This is a genomic window from Noviherbaspirillum phoenicis, assembly GCF_047237965.1.
In the GTDB taxonomy this organism is placed as follows: domain Bacteria; phylum Pseudomonadota; class Gammaproteobacteria; order Burkholderiales; family Burkholderiaceae_D; genus Noviherbaspirillum_A.
Window position 1 is genome coordinate 1,194,342 of record NZ_JBDFLX010000001.1, and the last position, 25,163, is coordinate 1,219,504.

At 64.3% G+C, this 25,163-nt stretch carries 20 protein-coding genes, 1 tRNA gene and 1 riboswitch; of the genes, 7 read left to right on the forward strand and 14 right to left on the reverse strand.

The window, feature by feature from the left end:
* The first annotated feature begins 20 nt into the window (after nucleotides 1–20).
* Nucleotides 21–1,043 carry a GGDEF domain-containing protein gene (locus tag ABC383_RS05435; protein WP_413012348.1) on the forward strand — a complete coding sequence of 341 codons (1,023 nt, stop codon included), beginning with the start codon at nucleotides 21–23 and terminating at the stop codon, nucleotides 1,041–1,043.
* Here ABC383_RS05435 and ABC383_RS05440 read toward each other — a convergent pair.
* From ABC383_RS05440 to ABC383_RS05490, 11 genes are all read right to left on the reverse strand, one after another.
* Nucleotides 1,028–2,899 (reverse strand): TonB-dependent receptor domain-containing protein, encoded by a 1,872-nt coding sequence (locus ABC383_RS05440; RefSeq protein WP_413012349.1) that lies wholly within the window; start codon nucleotides 2,897–2,899, stop codon nucleotides 1,028–1,030. The genes ABC383_RS05435 and ABC383_RS05440 overlap by 16 nt on opposite strands.
* Nucleotides 2,900–3,018: 119 nt before the next feature.
* Nucleotides 3,019–3,273: riboswitch (cobalamin riboswitch) on the reverse strand.
* 43 nt (nucleotides 3,274–3,316) lie between these two features.
* Complete coding sequence (locus ABC383_RS05445) at nucleotides 3,317–4,144, reverse strand: IclR family transcriptional regulator (protein WP_413012350.1); 828 nt, start codon at nucleotides 4,142–4,144, stop codon at nucleotides 3,317–3,319.
* A gap of 217 nt (nucleotides 4,145–4,361) precedes the next feature.
* Complete coding sequence (gene typA / locus ABC383_RS05450) at nucleotides 4,362–6,197, reverse strand: translational GTPase TypA (RefSeq protein ID WP_413012351.1); 1,836 nt, start codon at nucleotides 6,195–6,197, stop codon at nucleotides 4,362–4,364.
* A gap of 139 nt (nucleotides 6,198–6,336) precedes the next feature.
* Nucleotides 6,337–7,263, reverse strand: coding sequence for a tRNA pseudouridine(55) synthase TruB (truB, locus tag ABC383_RS05455; protein WP_413012352.1), 927 nt, complete (start codon nucleotides 7,261–7,263; stop codon nucleotides 6,337–6,339).
* Nucleotides 7,253–7,642: a 30S ribosome-binding factor RbfA gene (gene rbfA / locus ABC383_RS05460; protein ID WP_413012353.1), complete on the reverse strand. Its 390-nt coding sequence runs from the start codon at nucleotides 7,640–7,642 to the stop codon at nucleotides 7,253–7,255. Before rbfA ends, truB begins: the two co-directional genes overlap by 11 nt.
* A gap of 236 nt (nucleotides 7,643–7,878) precedes the next feature.
* Nucleotides 7,879–10,746 (reverse strand): translation initiation factor IF-2, encoded by a 2,868-nt coding sequence (gene infB, locus ABC383_RS05465; RefSeq protein ID WP_413012354.1) that lies wholly within the window; start codon nucleotides 10,744–10,746, stop codon nucleotides 7,879–7,881.
* A 46-nt stretch (nucleotides 10,747–10,792) separates the two neighbouring features.
* A complete protein-coding gene (nusA, locus tag ABC383_RS05470; RefSeq protein ID WP_413012355.1) occupies nucleotides 10,793–12,352 on the reverse strand; it encodes a transcription termination factor NusA in 1,560 nt (519 codons plus the stop codon).
* Complete coding sequence (gene rimP, locus ABC383_RS05475; RefSeq protein WP_413016246.1) at nucleotides 12,349–12,834, reverse strand: ribosome maturation factor RimP; 486 nt, start codon at nucleotides 12,832–12,834, stop codon at nucleotides 12,349–12,351. Before rimP ends, nusA begins: the two co-directional genes overlap by 4 nt.
* A 274-nt stretch (nucleotides 12,835–13,108) precedes the next feature.
* Nucleotides 13,109–14,524 (reverse strand): 23S rRNA pseudouridine(2605) synthase RluB, encoded by a 1,416-nt coding sequence (rluB, locus tag ABC383_RS05480; protein ID WP_413012356.1) that lies wholly within the window; start codon nucleotides 14,522–14,524, stop codon nucleotides 13,109–13,111.
* Between the two features lie 25 nt (nucleotides 14,525–14,549).
* A complete protein-coding gene (gene scpB, locus ABC383_RS05485) occupies nucleotides 14,550–15,263 on the reverse strand; it encodes an SMC-Scp complex subunit ScpB (protein ID WP_413012357.1) in 714 nt (237 codons plus the stop codon).
* Nucleotides 15,264–15,569: 306 nt separating this feature from the next.
* Entirely contained in the window at nucleotides 15,570–18,149 is a 2,580-nt protein-coding gene (locus tag ABC383_RS05490) for a bifunctional diguanylate cyclase/phosphodiesterase (protein ID WP_413012358.1), read from the reverse strand.
* A gap of 34 nt (nucleotides 18,150–18,183) precedes the next feature.
* Between ABC383_RS05490 and ABC383_RS05495 the strand changes: the two genes are divergently transcribed.
* Nucleotides 18,184–18,339 carry a hypothetical protein gene (locus ABC383_RS05495; RefSeq protein ID WP_413012359.1) on the forward strand — a complete coding sequence of 52 codons (156 nt, stop codon included), beginning with the start codon at nucleotides 18,184–18,186 and terminating at the stop codon, nucleotides 18,337–18,339.
* A 241-nt stretch (nucleotides 18,340–18,580) separates the two neighbouring features.
* Here the strand turns inward: ABC383_RS05495 and ABC383_RS05500 are convergent, their stop codons facing one another.
* Nucleotides 18,581–19,633: a DMT family transporter gene (locus tag ABC383_RS05500; protein ID WP_413012360.1), complete on the reverse strand. Its 1,053-nt coding sequence runs from the start codon at nucleotides 19,631–19,633 to the stop codon at nucleotides 18,581–18,583.
* Nucleotides 19,634–19,862: 229 nt separating this feature from the next.
* On the opposite strand from ABC383_RS05500, the gene ABC383_RS05505 reads away from it, so the two are divergent.
* Nucleotides 19,863–20,252, forward strand: a complete 390-nt coding sequence (locus ABC383_RS05505; RefSeq protein WP_413012361.1) for a YkvA family protein — start codon at nucleotides 19,863–19,865, stop codon at nucleotides 20,250–20,252.
* Between the two features lie 59 nt (nucleotides 20,253–20,311).
* On the opposite strand, the gene ABC383_RS05510 is transcribed toward ABC383_RS05505, so the two are convergent.
* A tRNA-Met gene (locus tag ABC383_RS05510) sits at nucleotides 20,312–20,388 on the reverse strand.
* Nucleotides 20,389–20,492: 104 nt separating this feature from the next.
* Here ABC383_RS05510 and ABC383_RS05515 point away from each other — a divergent pair.
* Nucleotides 20,493–21,065 (forward strand): NUDIX hydrolase, encoded by a 573-nt coding sequence (locus ABC383_RS05515; protein ID WP_413012362.1) that lies wholly within the window; start codon nucleotides 20,493–20,495, stop codon nucleotides 21,063–21,065.
* 27 nt (nucleotides 21,066–21,092) lie between these two features.
* On the opposite strand, the gene ABC383_RS05520 is transcribed toward ABC383_RS05515, so the two are convergent.
* A complete protein-coding gene (locus tag ABC383_RS05520) occupies nucleotides 21,093–22,295 on the reverse strand; it encodes an ammonium transporter (RefSeq protein ID WP_413012363.1) in 1,203 nt (400 codons plus the stop codon).
* 181 nt (nucleotides 22,296–22,476) lie between these two features.
* Between ABC383_RS05520 and aat the strand changes: the two genes are divergently transcribed.
* From aat to ABC383_RS05535, 3 genes are all read left to right on the forward strand, one after another.
* On the forward strand, nucleotides 22,477–23,211 hold the full coding sequence (gene aat, locus ABC383_RS05525; RefSeq protein ID WP_413012364.1) for a leucyl/phenylalanyl-tRNA--protein transferase: 735 nt from the start codon (nucleotides 22,477–22,479) through the stop codon (nucleotides 23,209–23,211).
* Nucleotides 23,212–23,279: 68 nt separating this feature from the next.
* Nucleotides 23,280–24,008, forward strand: coding sequence for an arginyltransferase (locus ABC383_RS05530; RefSeq protein WP_413012365.1), 729 nt, complete (start codon nucleotides 23,280–23,282; stop codon nucleotides 24,006–24,008).
* A gap of 53 nt (nucleotides 24,009–24,061) precedes the next feature.
* The gene (locus ABC383_RS05535; RefSeq protein WP_413012366.1) at nucleotides 24,062–25,105 is read left to right on the forward strand and encodes a quinone-dependent dihydroorotate dehydrogenase; all 1,044 of its coding nucleotides are present in this window, start codon (nucleotides 24,062–24,064) and stop codon (nucleotides 25,103–25,105) included.
* Nucleotides 25,106–25,163: the final 58 nt, after the last annotated feature.

Below are 25,163 nucleotides of genomic sequence, written 5' to 3' on the forward strand. Positions count from 1 at the left end.
CAGCGCCGCAAGGAGTTGCGATGAAAGTACCGATCGATGCAATGCTTCCCTACGCCTCGCTGCAGGAATCCCTGCCCGCCCTGCTGGGCTGCCTGCGGCTGGTGGTGCCGATGCGGCTGTGGATGGTGGGACGGCTGGCTGGCAGTTCCTGGACCGTGATCCAGGCGGACGACACGCAGGACCGCGTCCGGGCGGGCGACAGCTTTCCCTGGCCCGACACCCTGTGCATCCGGGTGCTGGAGCATTACGGATGCTGCTTCGCCGAAGACGCCGCCGCCAACCCGGTGCTGGCCGACGCACCCGTCAGAAGCGCGATCCCGATCGGCGCCTATATCGGCTACCCGATGCTGTCATGGCGGGGGGAGTTGCTGGGCACCATCTGCGGCGTCCACCCCGAGCCGATGCCGCCTTTCAGCGCTGCCCAGCGCCAGCTGGTCAAGACCATCTCCCGGACCATCAATACCCTGGTCGCCCATTCCTTCAAGCTCGACGACCAGCGCTCGGCGCCGGCCCGGGTCAGGCCGCCGGCCAACATCGACCACCTGACCGGCCTGCCCAACCAGCACGGCTGGCAGGTATTGCTGGAGGAAGAGGAAGCGGCGCTGAAGCAGGAAGGCGCGGATGCGATGGCAATGATGGTGGAACTGAACGAACCGGAAAACAGCGCCGACGGCGCCGGCTCGGTCGACTGGGACAATACCCTGAACCGGGTTGCCCACCTGCTCAAGAGCCATGTGCGCGAGCAGGATGGCCTGGCCAGGGTCGGCCCGGCCCGCTTCGCCCTGCTGCTGCGCGGCGTGAACGTGCGGCAGGGTGACCATGCCGCCGAAAAGATCGGGCAGGCGCTGGCCGACGCCGGCATCCGCGCCGGCCTCGGCCATGCGATGCGCCTGGCCAGCGGCTCGCTGGCCAATGCGGTGCGGATCGCCGACATCCGGATGTACAACGCCAAGCTGGGCGCGGCCGGCGTGCCGGGCGCGCCCGCCGCGCAAACCGCGCAGATGCCTGGCGAAGGCGATTCAGGCCATCAGCGCAAGGTGTAGCGCACGCCGACGAACACGTTGGAACCGGCGGTGGCATAGCCGCTTGCCAGCTCGTAGTTCTTGTCGAGGACATTGTTCCAGCGGCCGTACACCGACCAGTCGCGGCCGAGCTGGTAGCTGGCATACAGGTTCAGCAGGCCATAGCCGGCCAGCGCGGTGGTGTTGGCGCCATCGTCATAGCGACGGCTGGCGAAACGGGTTTCCACGCCGCCGGAGAGCGCGCCGGTCGCATACTCCAGCGCCACGGTGCCATGCCGCTTTGCGCGGCGCGGCAACAGCAGGTCGGTGGTTTCGTCCCGCGGGTTCTGGAAGTCCAGCGAGCCGCGCAGCGTGTAAGGGCCGAAGCGGGTGGATGCGCCCAGGGTCACGCCGGTCAGCAGGGCCTGATTGACGTTGTAGGCGCAGCCGAAGGGGTAGTTGTCCGGTGAGACCGGGCACTCGGCGGCATAGACGATCAGGTCTGACACGCGGTTACGGTAAAACACCGCGCTGAAACGGTCGCCGCCCTTCTCGTAATACACCCCTGCTTCCACGTTGCGGCCGCGTTCGGGACGGTTGGTCGGCACGCCATAGTTGGGAAAGTACAGCTCGTTGTAGGTCGGCGCCCGGAAACTGGTGCCGGCGCTGGCATTGACGCGCAGCGCATCCGTGATCCGGTAGCCGTAGCCGAGGTTGCCGGTGGTTTTCGAACCGTACTGCGAGCTGTCGTCGTTGCGCAGGCTGGCGCTGGCCAGGTGGGCGCCGCGGCGCATCTGGTAGCTGGCCGCAATCGCATTCGTGGCGCGGCTGTCGGCACTGAAGTTGCTCGAGTCGACATGCTCGATACGGCGCTCCAGCAGGACCTGCGCGAGGTCGCTGCCGATGGTGATGTCGTTCTGCCAGGTCAATGCATCCTGCCTGGTCCTGGCCGTATCGATGCCGTACGCGGAAATGTCCCTGGCCTTGTCCAGGCCGCTGGAGAAGCGCAGCAGGCTGGTCCAGTTCGGCAGCAGCTGGTTGCGGCTGTAGACCGAATAGGCGCCGATGCGGCTGATCGACCGGTCGTTGACGTCGGACGGACCGGCATCGTATTCGCCTTCCAGCCGGCTGTGCAGGAAGGTCAGGCCGATCTCGTGGCCTTTTGCCAGGTCCATGCCCAGCTGGCCGCTGGCGCTTTCGCGGGTATAGCCATCCTTGTCCGGATTGAAGGAAAAACTTTGTGGCCGGGTTGCGGAAAAACCGTCTGCCCGTTCACGCGCCACATTGACCGAATACCTGACGGCATGCTCGCCGCCGGTGGCGCCGGACAGGCCGGCTTCGAGGCTGCGGGTGCCGTAACTACCGAGACCAGCGCCAACGGTCAGGCTCGGGGCTCGTTCGCCTCTTTTCGTGAAGATCTGCACCACGCCGCCCACCGCGTCGGCGCCATACATCGTCGACAGCGGACCATAGACAATCTCGATCCGGTCTATCTGCGACAGCGGCAGCGCCGACCAGGTGGCGCCGCCCAGGGTGGACGACCCGACGCGCACGCCGTCGACCAGCACCACGTTCTGGCTATTGCCGGCGCCGCGCAGGAATACCGAGGCGGCAGTGCCCGGTCCGCCGTTGCGCGACACCTCCAGTCCGCGCTGCTGCTGCAGCAAATCGACCAGGCTGGTCTGGCCGGAAGCGGCGATCTGCTCTGCGGTGATGACGACATTGTCGGTCAGCACATCGCGCACAGGCTGTGGCGTGCGGTTGGCAGTCACCTGCACCGCCGGCAATGCGCCGTCGGTCTGCTGGGCCAGGGTGGACAGGGGAAATGCAGCGGCAATGGCGGCTGCAAGAAGCGGCGCGTGGATGAAGCCCACGTCCGGAGAACGAGTCGAAGTCATGGTTGGATAGCGAAAGGGCAACCGGCCTGCTTCCCCGCGGGCCGGATGGAACGGAAGACAGGGCCGTGGCCTGCGAGACGGAAGGACAGTGCTCGCCTTCAGCCTTGCAGTCGCATGGACTGCTTCCACCTGCTCTGGCCGGTATCCGGGCTGGCAAGACAGACCTTTCACCTTCCCATGCAATGGAGCGCTGGCGACAGCGCTCCGGCACAGTGGTATTTGAAAAGGCCGGCCGCATTGCTGCGGCGCTTGCTTTACCGTTGCGGGGGCAGCACACGCTGGACGCGCGCCGTGAAAGGACGGCGCGGACTTCGTGTTTCCCGTTTAACTGCGGACATGGGCATGTCCGCGGGCACCAGAACGGCGCAATTGTACGGAGATGACGGACTTAGGGCAATTGAAAGACCAAACCGGCAATCAGCGCACCGCGCTCATTTCCAGCCGATGCGCCAATGCCAGAAGCCGCGGCCGCACTTCATTGAGCAGGAATTCCCGCGACAGCGTGGTCGACGGCCCGCCGCAGTTGATAGCCATCGCCGAATTGCCGCTGACAGGACGAAAGCCCACAGCAATGCCGTTCACGTCTTTCTGCCAGTCGCCAAAGGACGTGGCGCAGCCAAACTCCCGGTCGTCCGCCAGGGCTTTTTCCAGGCCGGTGACGACATTGGCATAGGCCTGGTCATCCAGCTCGCGGGCGCGGTCCAGGATCTCTTCCCGCTCCTGCTCGCTGGCCCGCGCCATGTAGGCGCGGCCGATCGCGGATGTGGCCAGCGGAATGCGGGAACCCACCTGCAGCGTCAGCGCCAGCGCAGCGGTGCTGTGCGACACCTCGACGTAAATCATCGACAGCTTGTCGCGCACCGCAATGGCGACGGTGGCGCCGGAGAACTCGGCCAGCTCATGCATCAGCGGCCGGGCCAGCTGGCGCACGTCCATCCGCGCCAGGGTGGCGCTGCCGAGCGCCAGCGTGGCATTGCCCAGCGCGAAGCGGCCGCCGTCGGGCAGCTGCACCAGGTAGCCAAGCTTGGTCAGGGTATAGGTAATGCGGGTGATGGTGGATTTCGGAAGGCCGCAGCGCTCGGCGATCTGCTGGTTCGACAGCGACCTGTCGCCCGAACGGAAGCAGGAAAGTACTTCCAGGCCGCGCGCCAGTGCGGTGATGTAGTAGCGGTCTTCGCCGGCGCGGGCGCTGTCGTCCGCCGGGTCGAGGCTGTCGTCGGTCACGGGAAGTGAGGAAGTGCTCATGATCTTGATAGGCCGCATCGCACGAACGGGGCGCGGCTCGTTTCGGAATTGATAGGCTGACGTTAGCACATTCAACGGCTTAGTGAAACACTGTTTCATTGCGCGGCACCAGCCGACCGCCCTGCCGGGATGGCATCAAGAAAAAGCCCGCGAAAACCGGGCTGCATGCATCCGGTATGTCGCGGGCTCTAGCCGGAAATGCATCCGGCCGGCGTTCTTACGCTGCTTCGCGCGATGCCTTCTTGCGCTCGTGTTCCTTCAGGTAGCGCTTGCGCAGGCGGATGCTCTTGGGCGTAATTTCGACCAGTTCGTCGTCCTCGATGAATTCCACCGCGTATTCCAGCGACAGCTGGACCGGCGGCACCAGGCGCACTGCTTCGTCGGTGCCGGAGGCGCGCACGTTGGTCAGCTGCTTGCCCTTGATCGGATTGACCACCAGGTCATTGTCGCGGGAGTGGATGCCGATGATCATGCCCTCGTACACCGGGTCGTTGTGAACCACGAACATGCGGCCGCGATCCTGCAGCTTCCACAGCGCATAGGCCACGGCGGCGCCGTCGTCCTGCGAGATCAGCACGCCGTTGCGACGACCGACCATCTCGCCCTTGGAGCTGTCGACTGCTGCGTATTCGTCGAAGATGTGGCTCATCAGGCCGGTGCCGCGGGTCAGGGTCATGAATTCGCCCTGGAAGCCGATCAGGCCACGTGCCGGGATCTTGTATTCCAGTCGGACACGGCCCTTGCCGTCCGGCTGCATGTCCTGCAGGTCGCCACGGCGGCGGCCCAGTTCTTCCATCACGCCACCCTGGTGGGTTTCCTCGACGTCCACCGACAGCAGCTCGAACGGCTCGTGGCGCACGCCGTCCACCATCTTGAACACCACGCGCGGACGCGACACGGCCAGCTCGTAGCCTTCGCGGCGCATGTTCTCGATCAGGATGGTCAGGTGCAGTTCGCCGCGGCCCGAGACTTCGAACACGGTGTCGTCATCGGTCGGCGAAACGCGCAGCGCGACGTTGGCCTTCAGTTCACGGTCCAGGCGGTCGCGCAGCTGGCGGCTGGTGACGAACTTGCCTTCGCGGCCGGCCAGCGGCGAGCTGTTGACCATGAAGTTCATGGTCAGCGTCGGCTCGTCGACCTTCAGCATCGGCAGCGCATCCGGGGTGTCCGGCGCGCAGACGGTGGTGCCGATGCCCAGTTCCTCGATACCGTTGATCAGCACGATGTCGCCGGCGACGGCTTCATCGACCAGCACCCGCTCCAGGCCCTTGAAGTTCAGCACCTGGTTGATGCGCGCCTTCTGCGGCGTGCTGTCCGGGCCGTTCATGATGATCACGTCCTGCAGCGCCTTGACGCGGCCGCGGGTGATGCGGCCGATGCCGATCTTGCCCACGTAGGAGGAATAGTCGAGCGAGGAAATCTGCAGCTGCAGCGGGCCGTCCGGATCGTCGTCGCGCACGGGAACGTGCTGCAGCACGGCGTCGAACAGCGGCTTCATGTCGCCTTCGCGCACTTCGGAATCGAGGCTGGCGTAACCGTTCAGGGCCGAAGCGAACACGACCGGGAAGTCGAGCTGCTCTTCGGTCGCGCCCAGCTTGTCGAACAGTTCGAAGGTGGCGTTGATCACCCAGTCAGGACGGGCGCCCGGACGGTCGATCTTGTTGACCACGACGATGGGCTTCAAACCCAGGGCCAGCGCCTTGCGGGTCACGAAACGGGTCTGCGGCATCGGGCCTTCGACCGCGTCCACCAGCAGCAGCACGCTGTCGACCATGGACAGCACGCGCTCGACCTCGCCGCCGAAATCGGCGTGGCCCGGGGTGTCGACGATGTTGATATGGGTGTCGTTGTACTCGACCGCGCAGTTCTTGGCCAGAATCGTAATGCCGCGTTCTTTTTCGAGGTCGTTGGAGTCCATCACGCGCGCATCAACATGCTGGTTCTCGCGGAAGGTGCCGGACTGGCGAAGCAGCTGGTCAACCAGCGTGGTTTTGCCGTGATCGACGTGGGCGATGATGGCGATGTTGCGTATTGCGCGTTTGATATTTGACATGATCTCTTGTCTGCGAATGTGGCGGAATTACGGAAGACGCGCATTGTATCATGCTGCGACGCACGAAACTCCGGAAAAATCCCTTTATTTCAACGAGTTGCCGACGCAAGGGGAAAGTCTGCAACAGGATATCGGTGCCTTATCCGGCGAGCACCAGCCGTTCCGGCGCGAGCACGCCGTATTCCATCAGTTGCGCAACGCCCAGCAGGCGGGCGTCGCTCTGGCGGTACACCTTGACCCGGCCCGCCGGCGGCAGGGCCCCGATGCCCGACTGGCCCAGCGCCAGGCGCTGGCCATGCAGGAAGCGGCGGGCCAGATCGTCGTCCAGGTTCAGTAACGGGAAACTCGACAGCAGCGCGTCGACCGGCGCCAGTGCGGCGGCACGCTGCGGCTCGTCCAGCGCGCCCAGCTGGTCCAGCGTCATCGCGCCTTCCAGCGTGAGGCGTCCGACCGCGGTGCGGCGCAGGGTTTTCAGGTGGGCGCCGCAGCCGAGCGCCGCGCCGATGTCCTCGCCCAGCACCCGGATGTAGGTTCCCTTGCTGCAGGTTACTGAAAGCCGCAGCAGCGGCGCTTCATAGGACAGCAACGCCAGCGAATGGATGACCACCTGGCGCGCTTCGCGTTCTAGCGTGATGCCGGCGCGGGCATATTCATACAGGGGCCGACCGTCGCGCTTCAATGCCGAATGCATCGGCGGAACCTGGGCGATCGGGCCGCGGAATTGCGCCAGCACGGCTTCGATCTGCGCCGATGTCACATCGACCTCGGCCGTGGCGATCACTTCGCCTTCGGTGTCGCCGGTGTCGGTGCGCACGCCCAGATGCACCGTGGTCTCATAGGTCTTGTCGGCTTCCAGCAAATCCTGCGAGAACTTGGTGGCTTCGCCGAAGCACAACGGCAGCAGGCCGGTGGCGAACGGGTCCAGCGTGCCGGTATGGCCTGCCTTTTCGGCATTGAGCAGGCGCTTGGCGCGCACCAGCGCGTCGTTGGACGACAGGCCTTCCGGCTTGTCCAGCAATAAGACGCCGTGCACCGGCACCCGCTTCCTGCGTGCCTCAGTCTTCATCCGCGTCCAGCGCACGGCTTGCATTGGCTTCGTCGATCAGCTTGGACAGCGCGGCGCCGCGCGCGGTCGAGTGGTCATGGACGAAATGCAGTTCCGGCAGGGTGTGGATGGTCAGGCGCTTGCCCAGCGTGAGCCGGATATAGCCGGCCGCCTTGGACAGGCCCTGGACGGTGTTCTTCACGACTTCCGGATCGTCCGCCAGCGTGGTGAAGAACACCTTGGCATGCGCGTAATCGGGGGTCAGCTGGACTTCGGTAATCGTGATCATGCCGACCCGCGGGTCTTTCAGCTCATAGGCAATGATTTCGGCCAGGTCGCGTTGGATCTGGTCGGCCACGCGCAATCCGCGGGCCGGTATGGTTTTGCTGTGTTTGGCCATGATGATGGATGTTGGTGATTGATGGATGGCGCGGGAAAACAAGGCGCGCCGTTGCAGCCTGGGCGGCTCGCAGCCTGGAGGACGGGCGTCCAGGCTGGACTGGCATGTTGCCGGGCGGCGTCTTCGCCGAACCCTCGCCGCAGCAGTGCGGGCGCGTCGCTATCCAGCAAAAAAATCGGGACCCGGCGATGCACATCGTACACCGCGGAATCCCGACGGGTCTTGACGCTCTCGCCTTACAGCGTGCGCGCCACTTCCTGCACTTCGTACAGCTCGAGCTGGTCGCCTTCCTTGATGTCGTTGAAGTTCTTCAGCGTCAGGCCGCACTCGAAGCCCGACTTGACTTCCTTGACGTCATCCTTGAAGCGCTTCAGCGAATCGAGTTCGCCGGTCCAGACCACGACGTTGTTGCGCAGCAGGCGGGCCGACGCGCCACGGCGGGCAATGCCCTCGAGCACATAGCAACCTGCAATCGCGCCAACCTTGCTGACCATGATGACCTGACGGATCTCGACCAGGCCGATATTGTTCTCGCGCTTCTCCGGCGCCAGCATGCCCGACATTGCCGCCTTGATCTCGTCCACCGCATCGTAAATGATGTTGTAGTAACGGATGTCGACGCCGTTGGCTTCGGCCAGCTTGCGGGCCTGGGCATCGGCCCGGGTGTTGAAGCCGATGATGACCGCCTTGGACGCCACCGCCAGGTTGACGTCGGACTCGGTGATGCCACCGACGCCCGCATGCACCACCTGCACCCGCACTTCGCTGGTGGAGAGCTTCTGCATCGAGTGCACCAGCGCTTCCTGCGAACCCTGGACGTCGGTCTTGATGATCATCGGCAGCGACTTGACTTCGCCTTCGGCCATCTGCTCGAACATGTTTTCCAGCTTGGCTGCCTGCTGCTTGGCCAGCTTCACGTCGCGGAACTTGCCCTGGCGGAACAGGCCGATTTCGCGCGCCTTGCGCTCGTCGGTCATGACCATGACTTCCTCGCCGGCATTCGGCACCTCGGTCAGGCCCTGGATTTCCACCGGCAGGGACGGACCAGCCTCGGAAATCGACTTGCCATTCTCGTCCAGCATTGCACGGACGCGGCCGTAGGCCGAACCTGCCAGCACGACGTCGCCGCGCTTCAGGGTGCCCGACTGCACCAGGATGGTGGCCACCGGGCCGCGGCCCTTGTCCAGCTTGGCTTCGATCACCAGGCCGCGCGCCGGCGCATCCACCGGCGCCTTCAGTTCCAGAACCTCGGCCTGCAACAGTACCTGCTCCAGAAGGTCGTCCACGCCCTGGCCGGTCTTGGCCGACACCGGCACGAACGGCGAATCGCCGCCGTATTCTTCCGGCACCACCTGCTCGGCGACCAGTTCCTGGGTCACGCGGTCGAGGTTGCCGCCCGGCTTGTCGATCTTGTTGATCGCCACCACCAGCGGCACGCCGGCTGCCTTCGCATGGGCGATCGCTTCCTTGGTCTGCGGCATCACGCCGTCGTCCGCCGCCACCACCAGGATGACGATGTCGGTCGCCTTGGCGCCGCGGGCACGCATGGCGGTGAACGCCTCGTGGCCCGGGGTGTCGAGGAAGGTGATCATGCCGCGCGGCGTCTGCACATGGTAGGCGCCGATGTGCTGGGTAATGCCGCCAGCCTCGCCGGATGCCACCTTGGCGCGACGGATATAGTCGAGCAGCGAGGTCTTGCCGTGGTCGACGTGACCCATCACGGTCACGACCGGCGCACGATCGAGCTGCTCGGCGTCGGCATGCTCGGCGCCGTCCTGCAGCAGGGCTTCAGGGTCGTCCAGCTTGGCCGCATGGGCGGTGTGGCCCATTTCCTCGACCAGAATCATCGCGGTTTCCTGGTCCAGCACCTGGTTGATGGTGACCATCTGGCCCAGCTTCATCAGGTGCTTGATGACCTCGGATGCCTTGACCGCCATCTTGTGAGCCAGTTCGGCCACGGTGATGGTTTCCGGCACGCTGATGTCCTTGACCACGGCTTCGGTCGGCACCTGGAAGTTGCTTTCGCGGTCTTCCGAATGGCCGCCGCGGCGACCGCCGCGCGGACCGGAACGCCAGCCGTCGCGACCACCGCCGCCGGTCGGGGCGCCACGGGTCTTGAGACCGGTGCCGCGCTTCTTGGCGTCGTCCTGCCAGGTCGACGACACATTGGCCGACTTGATGGACTTCTTGTCCGGCGTTGCGGCCGGCTTCTTGTCATCCTTCTTGACCTCGGCCTTCTTGTCGGCCGGCTTGTGCAGCGTGCCTTCCTGCGGCTTGGCCTTGGCAACCGGCGCGGGCGCCGGCTCCGGCGCCTTGATCACGCGGCGCGGCGCATTCATCATCGCCTTGATCTGCGCGACTTCGTCGGCCACCGCCTTGCGGGCGCGCTCGACGGCGGCAGCGCGCTCGGCGGCTTCCTTGGCTTCCTGTTCGCGCTTCTTGCTTGCTTCCTCTTCGGCAGCGCGCTTGGCTTCCTCGGCGGCGGGATCGGGCTTGGGCGGAGCGGCAGGCGCCTTGGCCTGCGTGGCCTCGACCTGGGCGGCAGCACGCCGGGCATTGGCTTCAGCCGCGGCCTTTTCGGCGGCAGCCTTCTGCGCAGCGCGCGCCTCGGCCTCTTCCTGGGCAAGGCGTTCCGCTTCCAGCGCGGCCAGGCGTTCCTGGCGCTCGCGCAGTTCGGCCTGCTGGCGCGCAGCCTGCTCGGCCGCCTGACGGCGCGCCTCTTCCTCGCGGCGGGCGACTTCGGCCGGGTCCACGGCCGGCGCGGCAGCCTGCGGCGCCGGCGCTTCTTCCGCGACCGGTTCGGCACGCTGGACGAAAGTACGCTTCTTGCGCACTTCCACCTGGATCGTGCGCGACTTGCCAGTGGCGTCAGCCTGCTTGATCTCGGTGGTTTCCTTGCGGGTCAGGGTGATCTTCTTCTTTTCGCTATCCGGCGCCACACCATGCGCGCGACGCAGATGACCGAGAAGCTTGTCCTTGTCTTCCTTGGAAAGCTGGTCGGAGGTCGAGCTTTTCTCGACGCCGGCTGCGCGCAGTTGGGTCAGCAGCAGGTCGGCCGGCATTTTGAGCTCGGTGGCAAATTGGGCTACGTTGGTACTCGCCATTCAGTCCTCTTTTCTATGTGACGCGGTGGATGATGTGGGAACCGGCTTACTTGACAGCTGCCAGGCTCCACGCCTTGGCCTGCAGGGCCTTGGCGCGATCGTCGTACTTCAAGTCGATCAGCTTCATCTCCTCATCGCTCACATCTTCGAATGCATTGTCTATCAGCTGGCGCGCGCGGTCTGCCGGCAGCGCCAGTATTGCCCCAAATTCATCGTAGGCCAGCGCCGAGAACTGCTCCAGCGTCTTCACGCCAGACAGTCCCAGCTTGCCCGCGGTGACGCGGTCCATGCCGTCCAGGCCGACCAGGCCCTCTTCCATGCCTTCCAGGCCTTCCTCGGAAGCGATCGCCTCGGTCACCAGCGCGTCGCGGGCACGATTGCGCAGCTCGTTGACGGTATCTTCATCGAACGACTCGATTTCCAGCATCTCGGTGATCGGCACATAGGCGATCTCTTCCAGGCTGGAGAAACCTTCGCTGGCCAGGATGTCGGCGACTTCCTGGTCGACGTCGAGCTTGTCCATGAACAGCGCGCGCACCGCGGCGGTTTCCTGGGCAGCCTTGTCGGCCGATTCCTCGGCCGTCATGATGTTGATCTGCCAGCCGGTCAGTTCGGCGGCGAGGCGCACGTTCTGGCCGCCGCGACCGATGGCGATTGCCAGGTTTTCCTCGTCGACCACCACGTCCATTGCATGCTTTTCCTCGTCCACCATGATGGACGATACATTGGCCGGCGCCAGCGCGCCGATGACGAACTGGGCCGGGTCTTCCGACCACAGCACGATGTCGACGCGCTCGCCGCCCAGCTCGCCGGTCACCGCCTGAACGCGCGAACCGCGCATGCCGACGCAGGTGCCGATGGGGTCGATCCGCTTGTCATTGGTGAACACCGCGATCTTGGCGCGCACGCCGGGGTCGCGTGCTGCCGACTTGATCTCCAGCAGGCCCTGCTCGATCTCGGGCACTTCCAGCTCGAACAGCTTCATGATGAATTCAGGCGCGGTGCGCGAGAGGATCACCTGCGGGCCGCGGGCATTGCGCTCGATGCGCTGGATATAGGCGCGGACACGGTCGCCGATACGCAGATTCTCCTTCGGGATCATCTGGTCGCGCGGCAGCCGCGCCTCGATCTTGCCGGACTCGACGATGGCATCGCCGCGCTCCATGCGCTTGATGGTGCCGGTCACCAGCGCGTCGCCGCGCTCCAGGAAGTCGGCCAGGATCTGCTCGCGCTCGGCGTCGCGGATGCGCTGCAGAACCACCTGCTTGGTGTCCTGCGCAAAACGGCGGCCGAACTCGACCGATTCAATCGGCTCTTCGATGAAGTCGTCGACCTCGATATCGGAAATCTGGTCCTTGGCTTCGAACAGCAGGATTTCCTGGTCGGGCAGCTGCAGGCCGGCCTCGTCGGGCACCACGTGCCAGCGGCGGAAGGTTTCGAATTCGCCATTGTCGCGGTCGATCGAGACGCGGATATCGACGTCGCCTTCGTAGCGCTTCTTGGTAGCCTGCGCAAGCGCATGCTCCAGCGCGCCGAAAACGACTTCCTTATCCACGTTCTTTTCGCGCGCCAGCGCGTCAACCAACAATAAAATCTCGCGACTCATGCTTTGCGACTCCTAAAATCCACTTTTGGCACCAGGCGTGCCTTGTCCACATCGGCGATCGTAAATTCCAGGATCGCCGGGCCGTCTTTTCCTTCAAATTCAAGCTTGAGCTGGTCGCCTTCGGGCGCCTGCAGGATGCCCTGGAAGGACTTCCTGTTGGCCGCGCCCGGCATCGGCATGCGCAACTTCACCAACGCCTCCTGCCCTGCGAAGCGGCGGTAATCCCCCAGCTTCTTCAGCGGCCGGTCCAGCCCGGGCGACGATACTTCCAGACGCTCGTAATTGGCGTTCTCGACCGTCAGCACATGCAGCAGCTGGTGCGTCACCTTTTCGCAGTCCTCCACCGTGATGAAGCCACGGTCGGCTTCCTCTTCGGTGAAGTCGATGAACACACGCAGCAGGCCACGGCCGGCCTGCCCGAAATCGACAAGGTCATAACCCATGCCGACGACGGTTTTTTCTATCAGTTGCAGCAATTGCAAGGCGTTTCTCCGATGTTTGCTGACCAGCCGCCGCAAGCGATGCACAATCGTTTGCCAAAAAAAAATGGGCATCTGCCCATCTTTCTTATCGTTCAAGCCACGTTCAGCTGCTTTGCGATTGTTGCAACGATGTTGCTTACCCACCGTGCAATACTGCCTGCGTCGCGGCGACCTTCGTTAACTATCGAATTATACTGGATTAAAGAACGCGCTGCAATACCAAATGCCGCGGCGCGTCGGACGACGCGCCGCGGCCCATGCCCGCAATCGGTGTTTAACCCTTGGGGCGACGGCGCGGCGCGCCCTGGGCGCCGCCCATCGGGCCGCCGCGGCCCTGGCCTGTCGGACGCGGCCCGCGCCCGAAGCCCTGGTCGATGCCTCGGCCCTGGCCGGCGCCGACGTTGCGGCGCTGCTGGTTTGCGCCGGGAAAGCCCAGCGCCGTCTGCAATGGATCGGGCTGGCGCGGACGCTGCCCCGGCTGGCCCCGACGCTGCTGCGGATTGTTGTCGAACGGATTGACGCTCGCCGCGCGCGGCTGCCGCTCAGGGCGGCCCTGCGGCGCGGCACGCTCGCCGGACGGCTTTTCCATGCCGATCATCGCCATCAGGCCGCGCACATCATGCTCATCCATCTCTTCCCAGCGGCCACGCTTGAGGCCGCGCGGAAGCGTCATCGAACCGTAACGGGTGCGGATCAGGCGCGACACCGTCAGGCCGACCGCCTCGAACATGCGCCGCACTTCCCGGTTGCGGCCTTCACCGATGGTGACCCGGTACCACTTGTTGACGCCTTCGCCGCCGCCGTCGGCAATCTTGGAGAACTGCGCCAGGCCGTCTTCCAGCTCGACGCCGGCCAGCAGCTTCTGGCGCATGCCTTCTTCCAGTTCGCCCAGGGTGCGCACCGCGTACTCGCGGTCGATGCCGTAACGCGGATGCATCAGCCGGTTGGCGATGTCGCCGGACGTGGTGAACAGCAGCAGGCCTTCGGTATTGAAGTCCAGCCGGCCCACCGCCAGCCACTTCGCCGCCTTCATGGTCGGCAGGCGGTCGAACACCGAAGGACGCCCTTCGGGATCGCTGGTGCTGACGATTTCGCCAGCCGGCTTGTGGTACACCAGCACGCGCGGCGGCTTCTTGCTGACCCGGCGCTGCAGCAGCTTGCCATTGATGCGCACCTGGTCTGTCGGCAGGATGCGCTGGCCGATATGCGCCGGCTCGCCATTGACGGACACCCGTCCGGCGACGATCAGCTCTTCCATGTCGCGACGCGACCCCAGGCCGACCTCGGCCAATACCTTGTGCAGCTTGGGTGCATCGTCTTCCGCGGTCAGGTCGCGCCGGACGGCCTTGGCCGGAGCGCGGCCGCCGCGCGCGTCGTCGGCCGCGCTGTCGAATGCTTCCGAGGTCACGAAGGAAAACACGTCGTCTGCGTCGCCGGCGCCGCCGCGTGGCGCGCGGCCGGGCTTGCCGCCGTTGCGAGCGGACGCACCCTCGGCGCCCGGCTTCTGCCTGCCGTTCTGACGGTTCTGGCCAGCGCGTGGCGCCCCCGCCGCCGGCTCGCCCTGACGCCCGTCCTCGCGGGAGCCGGGACGGCTGCGGCGCAGCGGGCGCGGCGTGCGCGGGCCGCGGCCGGCGCCATCAGCGTCACTGCCCGGGCTGGTCTGCCGCTCGCGGGCGGAATCGTCAGCCATGTCGGCCGGTTGCTTGTCTTTGGGGTTAGGCGAGGTCATTTGTCGGTTCTTGGTTTTGCTGACCGGGCGCGGCGTCTTCCGTGGTTTCGGACGCGTGGCCTGGGAGTGAAAGTGGAATATCGGCGTCCGCGGCACTGGCATGCGGCGGCGCTGCGGGAGGAAGGCCGGCGGCCCCGGGCACCGGGGTCATCAGGCTGGCGAGGTCGGGGTTGCTCATCGCCTGCAACGGGGGCAACTGGTCCAGCGAAGCCAGTCCGAGGTCATCCAGAAACTGCCTCGTGGTGGCCAACAGGGCCGGACGGCCGGGTACGTCCCGATGGCCAATCGCCTCGATCCAGCCACGGTCTTCCAGCATCTTGATGATCTGCGAATTGACGGTCACGCCACGGATTTCTTCAATGTCGCCCCGCGTCACCGGTTGACGGTAGGCGATGATTGCCAGGGTTTCCATCGTGGCCCGCGAATAGCGCGGCGGCTTTTCCGGGTTCAGCCGCTCGAGGAACACCTTCATCTCCGGCCGGCTCTGGAAGCGCCAGCCGGAAGCCAGCCCCACCAGCTCGATGCCCTTGCCGCGCCAGTCATGGCGCAACTCTTCCAGCATCAGCTTGATTGTATCGGCACCCGCCGCCTCGGAACCGTCGTCGGACACATACAATTTTTTGAGATCGTAGATCGACAAGGGTTCGTTGGTGCAAAGCAATGCGGTTTCGAGGACTTTCTTGGCCTCAGCGGTATTCATGTGCAATTCATCTACGGCAATTCAGTCGCAATTTGCAGAGATCAAAAGTCAGCAGCGGTCGAAAGACGCGCGGCGAACCCTTCGTGAACTGTTGCTGCCGCTCCCGGGCGCCCGCTTGTTGGAAGAGAATCGTCGTGGGCCGGGAGGTGCAAATCGGGCAAGGCTAACCGGGACGACCTGTGGTTTTTGGTCCGGGCCGTGCCGCATGGGGTCTGCGACCGGGCCTGTCCGGTCGGCGGATTATAGAGGAAATGCGTGGCAGTGTCATAAAAAATGCCGGCTCCGGCCAATAACGCCCGCCCCGGCTTATTCGGCGGCCACCAGCTTCAGGTCCGCGCGCACCGGCGGAAACAGGCAGTCCTTTCGCATCAGCGCCGGCATCTCTGCCGCCGGCACGGGGCGCGACACATAGAAGCCCTGCACCTCGTCGCAGCCCATCGCCTGCAACGCACGCAGCTGGCCCACGCTTTCCACGCCCTCGGCCACCACCCGCATGCCCAGCGCATGGGCCATCACCACGATGGCGTTGAACAGCACGTTCGCGCCCGGCTCGTTGCGCAACTGCGACGTGAAGGCACGGTCGATCTTGAGCACGTCCATTTCCAGGCGCTGCAACTGCGACAGCGAGGAATAGCCGGTGCCGAAGTCGTCGATCAGGAGCTTGATGCCGAGCTGCCGTATCGCCGCCAGTTGTCCCGACACTAGGTCGCCGCCGCCCAGCATGCTGGACTCGGTGATCTCGATCTCGATCAGCCCGGCGTCGACCCGGTAGCGCTTCATGCAGGCCACCAGCAGCGGTCGCAGATGGCCTTCATCGAACTGCAGCGCGGACACATTGATCGATACCGGCGGCACCGCCAGGCCGAGTTCGCGCCAGGACGCAATCTGGGCGATGGTCTTTTCAATCACGGTCGAACCGATCTCGCGTATCAGGCCGGTATCCTCGGCGATCTGGATGAACTCCTCGGGCGCGAGCATGCCGCGCTCCGGATGCATCCAGCGCACTAGGGCTTCCATGCCGCACAATGCGCCGCTCTGCGTATTGACGCGGGGCTGGAAGAACATGATGAACTGATCCTGCTCGATCGCGCGCCGCAAGGCTTGCTCCTTGCCGAGGCGGCGCATCAGGGTGTCGGACAGGCCGGGCTCGTAGAACGAGAAGCGGCCCTTGCCTTCGGCCTTGGCTGCGTACAGCGCAAGATCGGCATGCTTGAGCAGCGTGTCGCGATCGGCGCCATCGCGCGGATACATGGACACGCCCACCGACGCCTGCACGACATGCACGCCCTGCCCCGGGACCTCGAACGGCTCCTGCAGCGCCTTGATCACCAGCCGCGTCACGCGCGAGACGTCGTCGCTGCCCTGGACGTTCTGCAGCACCACGGTGAATTCATCGCCGCCCAGGCGCACCACGTGGTCGCTTGCCCGCACCAGCGACTTCAGGCGCGCCGAAGCCTGCTTCAGCAGCAGGTCGCCCATGCCATGGCCGAGGGAGTCGTTAATGTGGCGAAAATCGTCGAGGTCCACGAACAGCAGCGCCATGCTGCTGTTGCTTGCGATGCAGCCGGAAATAGCCTGCGGCATGAATTCCATCAGCCAGTGCCGGTTGGGCAAGCCGGTCAGCGGATCGGTATTGGCGAGGTGGCTCAACGCCTGCTCCTGGGTGCGGCGCTCGGTGATGTCGCGTACGGTCATGGCGATTGCGGAACCGGAGCGCACCAGGCGGCGCGACAGCCAGCGCGCACCCAGCGGACCATGCGCCGAGGCCAGCATTTCATCCTCGTAATAGCCGGTTTCCATTGCCACGCCGAAGACCGACAGCAACTGCTGCGCATGGCTGCCGGAATAAAGCTGCAGAAAGCGCCTGCCGACCAGGTCGCGCTTGGCCCAGCCCACCAGTTCCGCACCGCGCTCGTTGCAGTCCTCGATCACGAAGTCGCACAGGCTGCCGTCACGGGCGTAGAGGGCCCGCACCGTGTAGAAGCCCTCCTCGGCACGGTCCACCGCCAGGCTGTAGGTCTTGCTCAGTTCCGCCCGCCGGCGCTCGCGCCGTGCCCGGCGCAGCGACAGGCGCAGGCCGGCGCCGGCGCCGGCAAGCAGCAACAGCGTTCCCGCCAGCGCCCAGCCGTAATGACGCTGCGCGGCCTGCTGGTGGACGGCCAGCACAGCGCTCTCGGACAAACCTGCCACGACCGTCAGGCCGCCCTGGGCCAGGCGCTGCCAGGCGACGATGCGGCGTGTCGCGTCGTCGAATTCGTCGGCAGGCAGCACCGCGATGCCGGCGCCATCCTCGAAAGCCTGGGCGCGCGTCAGCGGGGACTGCGCAACGCCCGGCCTGCTATAGGCACTGCTCAGCAATACCTGGCCAGTGCTATCGAGGAGCGACACAAAATCGTGGCCGCCGAGGCCGGTCTCGGCGCCAAAATCCACCAGGAAGGAGGGATCGGCCACGAACATCACCAGGCCATCGAAGCCGCCGTCGCCCGCATCGAGCCGTCGCGACAGCAACAGGCCGGCCGACGACAGCGCGCCGTCGGGAACACGGCTCACCAGCAGGCCTTCGCCGCGGCTTTCCCTGTGTTTCAGGAAGAAGCCGGTTTGCGCGACATCCTCCAGCACCGGGCCGCTCGACGCCAGCAATTTGCCGGTACTGTCGGCCACGCCGGCCGCCCGCAGTCCGAGCGACGGGCGCACGCTGCGGCGCAGCCGGCGTTCGAGCAGTTGCGGTTGGTGCAGTTCCTCCCAGTCGTATTGCAGACCCAGGGCCGCCTGGTCGGCCTGTTCAAGCGAGTGACTTAATTGCCGGGCGTAGGTTTTTGACAGGGCGGCCGCCTTTTGCCTGGCGTTGCCGAGCAGCGCGGACTTCTCGTCATCCAGATGGATCAAGGTGATTTTCCAGAGCAGCGCGATCAGGCACAACGTGGAAATTGCCCAGATGGCGCAGATCCGTACCGAACGCGAGCGCCGCGCGTGCCTGATTGCTTTGCTTAACCGTTCGGAAGGCATTTCCATGAGCGTACGCGGAGACGAAATGATGACAATAATTCAACAAAGCAATGTTTGTGCCGGGAAATAAATTTGTTTTAGATCAATTGCTTGCCAGATGCATGTGAGAATGGCCTTACCTGATGTAAAGATTTCCGACAGACGAAATTTCTATACGGAATTTTTTGAACCCGCCGCCCGATGTAATGTGAGCCGGCCCGGAATCTGAAGTAAGTAAGCAGGCAGCGGCATGCCCTGCTGGTCCGGGCAGGTGCGGTCAGCCCGCCACTCGTCGCCGGGAGGCTTTCTCAAGCTGTGATGCACTGGATTGCTCAGTGCCGGTGCTGATGATGGATGTCAGGCACATGGGCATGGCTATGGGTTAGCGGCTCGTGATCGTGGGCATGCGTGTGGGGCTCGCTGCCATCCCAGGCGAAATCATGCTGGTGCTGGTGATGCTCGTCATGCACATGCGCATGGCCGTGCCGCATGGCTGTGTGCGCATGCCTGTGCGCATGTCTTTCAGTCAGGTGAAGCCAGATGCCGGCCGCCATCAGCACGCTGGCGACCCAGAAGCCCGAGCCCGGAGCCTCCCGCAACATCAACAGGGAAATAGCCGCGCCGACGAAGGGCGCCGCGGAAAAATAGGCGCCGGTGCGGGCTGCGCCGAGATTGCGCAGGGCGAGTACGAAAAAGACAAGACTCAGGCCATAGCCGCAAAAGCCAATCACGGCGGCGCTCAGCAGGCCGCCCAATGCCGGCAATGACGCGCCCAGCGACATTGCAATGGCCAGGTTGACCACGCCTGCCACCAGGCCCTTGACGCCGGCGATCTGCACTGCGTCGCTTGCCGAAATCTTGCGGGTCAAATTGTTATCGATGGCCCAGCAGAGGCAAGCGGCGACGATTGCCAGCGCGCCCCAGGGAACGCCGAACGCCGGGCGCTGTTCCCAGCCGAGCACTACGCCGCCCGCCACGATCAGCACCATGCCGAGGAAAATGCGGCGATCGAAGTTTTCCCTGAATACGAACCAGGCCAGCATCGAGGTCAGCACCCCTTCCATGTTCAGCAGCAGCGACGCGGCCGACGCCGGCGTGCGACTCAAGCCCAGCATCAGCAGCACCGGCCCGGCAATGCCGCCAAACAGAATGGCCCCGGCAAGCCATCGCAGATCGGCGCGCGACAGCCGGGCGCTGGCAGCCTGGCCGGAACCCGGGCCGAACGCACGCAGGCAAAACCATGCCAGCAGGCCAATGCCGCTGCCCAGATACAGCAGCGCAGCCAGCATTACCGGCGAGATGGCGCCGACCAGCGTTTTTGCAAAGGGCGTGCTGGCGCCGAAGCTGACGGCGGCCAGGAAGGCATAGACAACACCGGTGGGCATGGTGATCACTCTGTGAGACAGGAATCAGGAAGCAGGTACATGGGCGCTTTCGGGGACGTGGACAGACCGATGGACGCAAACAGGCCATCAGGGTAACGCGGAATTCAGCGCATCCTGCCCGGGAGGAGCAGGCCCTCCGTTTTGCTGCAAACATCTTCAAATTTTCAGGGACGACAACCGATCCGGATATCGCCTATGCTATCGGCAAAAAACAAGGGGACGAGTCATCATGGCAATCAGCGAATCCATCCGGGCATGGGCCAGGCGCATCAAGCGCGATGCGGTGATGCTGTGGTTTGCGCGCCGGCATCGGGATACGCCGTTTCTGGCCAAAGCCCTGTGCGTATTTACCGTCGCCTATGCGCTGAGCCCGATCGACCTGATCCCGGACTTCGTGCCAGTGCTGGGTTATGTAGACGATGCGCTGCTGCTGCCCTCGCTGATCTGGCTGGCGGTGCGCATGCTGCCCGCCCATGTGATCGAGCAATGCCGCGCCCAGGCGGAGGAATGGATGGCCAGGGAAAAGGCCAAGCCCAAAAGCTATGCCGGCGCGATAGCGATCGTGGTCATCTGGCTTGGCGCCCTGTATCTGTGCTGGTGGTGGTATCAGGCGCGCTGAAACAATGCGCCGCGAATAAAACGAAAGGCCCGCGTTTGCGGGCCTTTCGACATGAAACCTGGTTGCGGGGGCAGGATTTGAACCTACGACCTTCGGGTTATGAGCCCGACGAGCTGCCAGACTGCTCCACCCCGCGTCTGAAGGCACTCATTATATACAGCGTTGGCGTGAATTGCAAACCGATGACGCCGTCGGCAGCAGTGTTACACTCTTCGCCTGATCATGACTACCCTGCCACCCATGAAATTCTGTTCGGAATGCGCCCATCCTGTCACCCAGACAATTCCCCAGGACGACAACCGGCTGCGCGATGTATGCACCCAATGCGGCACCATTCACTATCAGAATCCCAAGATGGTGATCGGCTCCGTGCCATTATGGAAAACGGACGGCGAAACCAAGGTATTGCTGTGCCGGCGCGCGATTGAGCCGCGCTATGGCTACTGGACGCTGCCGGCCGGTTTCATGGAAAACGCCGAAACTACATCGGAAGCCGCTGCCCGCGAAACCGAGGAAGAAGCCGGCGCCCGGATTGAACTGCACCAGCTTTTTTCGCTGCTCAACGTGCCGCATGTGCACCAGGTTCACATGTTCTATCTCGCCACCCTGCTCGACCTGGACTACCAGGCAGGCGTGGAAAGCCTGGAAGTAAAGCTGTTTTCCGAGAGCGAGATTCCGTGGGACGAGATTGCCTTTCCCACCATCAGCCAGACCCTGCGTTTCCTGTTCGAGGACCTCGCCCGCATCCGCACTGGCGAAGGCGAGTTCCGTTTTCACACCCGCGACATCACCAGGCCGATGCGCCAGCCCTGAGAAGGCGGCGGCGCATCGGCCGGCAGATCACCAGTTGGTTTCCCGCTCCGGCGATGCCGAAATGCGGTGGATGGACAGGTCGGCGCCGTTGAATTCCTCTTCCGCGTCCAGACGCAGGCCGACCAGTTTCTTCAGCAGGCCGTAAATCGCAAAGCTGCCCGCCAGCGCAATGATTACGCCCAGCAGCGTACCCGCCACCTGCGAAAGCAGCGAGACGCCGCCCAGGCCGCCCAGGCTCTTGGCGCCGAAGATGCCGGCGGCAATGCCGCCCCAGGCGCCGCACAGGCCATGCAGGGGCCATACGCCCAGCACATCGTCGATCTTCCATTTGTTCTGGGTCAGGGTGAACATCCACACAAAGATCGCGCCCGCCAGGCCGCCGGTGGCTAGCGCGCCGAGCGGATGCATCAGGTCGGAGCCGGCGCAGACGGCCACCAGCCCGGCCAGGGGACCATTGTGTGCGAAACCCGGATCGTTCTTGCCCAGCATGACCGCCACCAGTGTGCCGCCGACCATGGCCATCAGGGAGTTGATCGCGACCAGGCCGTTGATCTTGTCCAGTGTCTGCGCGCTCATCACGTTGAAGCCGAACCAGCCGACGGTCAGTATCCACGCGCCCAGCGCCAGGAAGGGAATGCTCGACGGCGGGTGGGCCGCGATCGCGCCCTCCTTGGTGTAGCGTCCGCGCCGCGCGCCCAGCAGCAGCACCGCCGGCAGCGCAGCCCAACCGCCGAAAGCATGCACCACCACCGAGCCGGCGAAGTCATGAAATTCGGCGCCGAACAGCGCGTTCAGGCCCGCCTGTATGCCGAAGCGCTGGTTCCAGGCGATGCCCTCGAAAAACGGATAGACCAGGCCGACAAGCAATGCGGTGGCAATCGACTGCGGATGGAAACGCGCCCGCTCCGCAATGCCGCCGGAAATGATCGCGGGAATCGCCGCGGCAAAGGTCAAAAGGAAAAAGAACTTGACCAGGTCGAAGCCGCTGCGCTGGATCAGCGTATCGGCGCCGACGAAAAAGCTGACGCCGTAGGCCACGCCGTACCCGACGAAGAAATAGGCAATCGTCGAAATCGCGAAATCGACTAAGATTTTGACCAGCGCATTGACCTGGTTCTTGCGCCGGACGGTTCCCAGTTCAAGAAAGGCGAAGCCGGCGTGCATGGCCAGGATCATGATTGCGCCGAGCAGGATAAACAGCGTGTCGGCGCTATGCTTCAAGGGTTCCATCCAAAACTCCCAATTTAAGTGCAGAATAAAAATTTGACTGCCGGAAAAAGCAATTTTCATTCCCAAATTGGTGCATAAGATAAACCATTGAATTGATTCATTTTTAAAAACTGCAAAAAAAACGGGCAGACAGGACGCACCATGTTAGTGCTTCATGACGGTGCAAAAAATGCGAGGCAAGATGATCCCCTGGTTAGATAGCAACAGCCCCTTTCCCGATGTTTCCACCGCGCTGACCGAGGCCGACGGCGCCGCCGGACTGCTTGCAGCAGGCGCGGACCTGTCGCCTTGGCGGCTGCTCCAGGCTTATCAGCGCGGCATTTTTCCCTGGTATTCGGAGGGGCAGCCCATCCTGTGGTGGAGCACCGATCCGCGCATGGTGCTTCGCACGGACCACTTCAAGCTATCCGCAAGCCTGAAAAAAACCCTGCGCCGCATCGCCAGGAGCCGGGCCGACGGCGGTCCGTGGCAGGTGAAGTTCGATTCCGCATTCGAGGCCGTGGTGCGGGCCTGTGCCGCGCCGCGCCGGGATGGCGCAGGCACCTGGATATCGGAAGACATCGTCCAGGGCTATACCGGCCTGCACCGTTTGGGATATGCGCATTCCTCCGAACTCTGGCATGACGGCAGGCTGGTCGGCGGCGCCTATGGCATCTGCATAGGACGGATGTTTTACGGCGAATCGATGTTTGCGCGCGAAACCGATGCTTCCAAGGTGGCGCTGGCCTATCTTGTCCATTTCCTGAAACTCCATGGCGTGACCATGGTCGATTGTCAGCAGGAGACCGGGCACCTTGCCTCGCTGGGCGCCGCGCCCATCCCGCGCGCTGCATTCCTCGCCCATTTGCGGCAGGCGGTCAAGCTGCCGCCCATCACCGACTGGCAGCCGGTGGATCCTGTGCAAGCTCCAACCTGAAACTTTTGCTTCAGGCCAGTGGCCGGTGTACATTAGGCCGTCAATTTGTTGTCAAACCGGTATGCACGATGACGCATCTTAAAGACCTTCCCTTTTCCACCCTGCAGTTCTACGCGACCGCGCCCTATCCATGCAGCTACCTGGAACAAAGGCAGGCGCGATCGCAGGTTGCAACCCCTTCCCACCTGATCAACGCCGACGTCTATTCCGAACTGGTCAAGAACGGCTTCCGGCGCAGCGGCATCTTCACCTACCGCCCTTATTGCGACGGCTGCCAGGCCTGTACGCCGGTGCGGGTGCATGCCTGGCACTTCCAGCCGAATCGCAGCCAGCGCCGTGCGTGGAACCGGCACGGCCACCTGAACGCACTGATCACCAACCTGGCCTATGTTCACGAGCATTACGACCTCTACCTGCGCTACCAGTCGGCCCGGCATGCCGGCGGCGGCATGGACCAGGACAGCCGCGATCAATATGCGCAGTTCCTGCTGCAGAGCAAGGTCAACACCCGGCTGGTGGAATTCCGCGAACCGGACGGCAAGCTGGTCATGGTCAGCATCATCGACGTGCTCGATGACGGACTGTCCTCGGTCTACACTTTCTACGATCCGGACATGCCGGGCGCCAGCTTCGGCACCTACAACGTCCTGTGGCAGATCGCCCAGGCGCGCACGCTGGGCATCCCCTATGTCTACCTCGGCTACTGGATAGAAAAGAGCCCGAAGATGGCCTACAAGATCAATTTCAGGCCGATCGAGGCCTTGCGCGGCGGCGCCTGGTCGGAGATGGAGGTCTGATCGGCCGTGCGACCCGGCTACAATAGCGGCTGCGCAATTTTCCCCTCCCGATCGTGTCCGACAAATTTCTCTACGCCCTCGCCCGCCCGCTGCTGTTCTCCCTGGACCCCGAAGAAGCCCACAACCTGACCCTGCCGGCGCTGCGCCGCGCGGCCGGCCTCGGCATGACCCGGCTGCTGCGCCGTCCGCGGCCCGATCCGCGCACCGTGATGGGCATCACCTTTCCCAACCCGGTCGGCCTGGCTGCCGGCCTGGACAAGGATGGCGCCTATATCGACGGCCTGGCGGCGCTGGGCTTTGGCTTCATTGAAATCGGCACGGTCACGCCGCGAGCGCAGCCCGGCAATCCCAGGCCGCGCATGTTCCGGCTGCCCGAGGCCAACGCCATCATCAACCGCATGGGCTTCAACAACGGCGGCGTCGACGCCTTCGTGCGCAATGTGCAGGCGTCGAGGTTCTACCGCAACCGCGAAGGGGTGCTGGGCCTGAACATCGGCAAGAACGCCGATACGCCGATCGAGCGGGCCGCCGACGATTACCTGATCTGCCTGGAAAAGGTCTATCCGTATGCCAGCTACGTGACGGTCAACATCTCCTCGCCCAACACCAAGAACCTGCGCCAGCTGCAGGGCGCTTCCGAACTCGACGCGCTGCTGTCGACATTGAAGGACGCCCAGCAGCGTCTGGCCGACCAGCACAAGCGCTATGTGCCGATCGCGCTGAAGATCGCGCCGGACGTGGATGGCGAACAGGTGAAGAACATTGCCGACGCGCTGCTGCGTCACCGTTTCGACGCGGTGATCGCCACCAACACCACCATCACGCGGGACGCGGTGAAGGGCATGGCGCACGCCGAGGAAGCGGGTGGCCTGTCTGGCGCACCGGTGTTCGAAGCGTCGAACCAGGTGATCCGGGCTCTGAAGGCCGAGCTCGGGGATACGGTGCCCATCATCGGCGTCGGCGGCATCCTCTCGGGCGCCGATGCGCGCGCCAAGGTGGAGGCCGGCGCCAAGCTGGTTCAGTTGTACAGCGGGCTGATCTACCGTGGTCCGGCGCTGATTCGGGAATGCGCCGACGCGTTACGTGGGCGGGGATGATGTGATGGCTGGAGCGCATGGCGCTGGGTTTGATACTGGGTTTGCGGAGCTTGCGTGA

Excerpts from the sequence above, each read along its gene's own strand:
- ABC383_RS05435 (WP_413012348.1), top strand. The coding sequence starts at position 21 with ATGAAAGTACCGATCGATGCAATGCTTCCCTACGCCTCGCTGCAGGAA.
- ABC383_RS05440 (WP_413012349.1), bottom strand. The coding sequence starts at position 2,899 with ATGACTTCGACTCGTTCTCCGGACGTGGGCTTCATCCACGCGCCGCTT.
- ABC383_RS05445 (WP_413012350.1), bottom strand. The coding sequence starts at position 4,144 with ATGAGCACTTCCTCACTTCCCGTGACCGACGACAGCCTCGACCCGGCG.
- typA (WP_413012351.1), bottom strand. The coding sequence starts at position 6,197 with ATGTCAAATATCAAACGCGCAATACGCAACATCGCCATCATCGCCCAC.
- truB (WP_413012352.1), bottom strand. The coding sequence starts at position 7,263 with ATGAAGACTGAGGCACGCAGGAAGCGGGTGCCGGTGCACGGCGTCTTA.
- rbfA (WP_413012353.1), bottom strand. The coding sequence starts at position 7,642 with ATGGCCAAACACAGCAAAACCATACCGGCCCGCGGATTGCGCGTGGCC.
- infB (WP_413012354.1), bottom strand. The coding sequence starts at position 10,746 with ATGGCGAGTACCAACGTAGCCCAATTTGCCACCGAGCTCAAAATGCCG.
- nusA (WP_413012355.1), bottom strand. The coding sequence starts at position 12,352 with ATGAGTCGCGAGATTTTATTGTTGGTTGACGCGCTGGCGCGCGAAAAG.
- rluB (WP_413012356.1), bottom strand. The coding sequence starts at position 14,524 with ATGGCTGACGATTCCGCCCGCGAGCGGCAGACCAGCCCGGGCAGTGAC.
- scpB (WP_413012357.1), bottom strand. The coding sequence starts at position 15,263 with ATGAATACCGCTGAGGCCAAGAAAGTCCTCGAAACCGCATTGCTTTGC.
- ABC383_RS05500 (WP_413012360.1), bottom strand. The coding sequence starts at position 19,633 with ATGCCCACCGGTGTTGTCTATGCCTTCCTGGCCGCCGTCAGCTTCGGC.
- ABC383_RS05505 (WP_413012361.1), top strand. The coding sequence starts at position 19,863 with ATGGCAATCAGCGAATCCATCCGGGCATGGGCCAGGCGCATCAAGCGC.
- ABC383_RS05515 (WP_413012362.1), top strand. The coding sequence starts at position 20,493 with ATGAAATTCTGTTCGGAATGCGCCCATCCTGTCACCCAGACAATTCCC.
- ABC383_RS05520 (WP_413012363.1), bottom strand. The coding sequence starts at position 22,295 with ATGGAACCCTTGAAGCATAGCGCCGACACGCTGTTTATCCTGCTCGGC.
- aat (WP_413012364.1), top strand. The coding sequence starts at position 22,477 with ATGATCCCCTGGTTAGATAGCAACAGCCCCTTTCCCGATGTTTCCACC.
- ABC383_RS05530 (WP_413012365.1), top strand. The coding sequence starts at position 23,280 with ATGACGCATCTTAAAGACCTTCCCTTTTCCACCCTGCAGTTCTACGCG.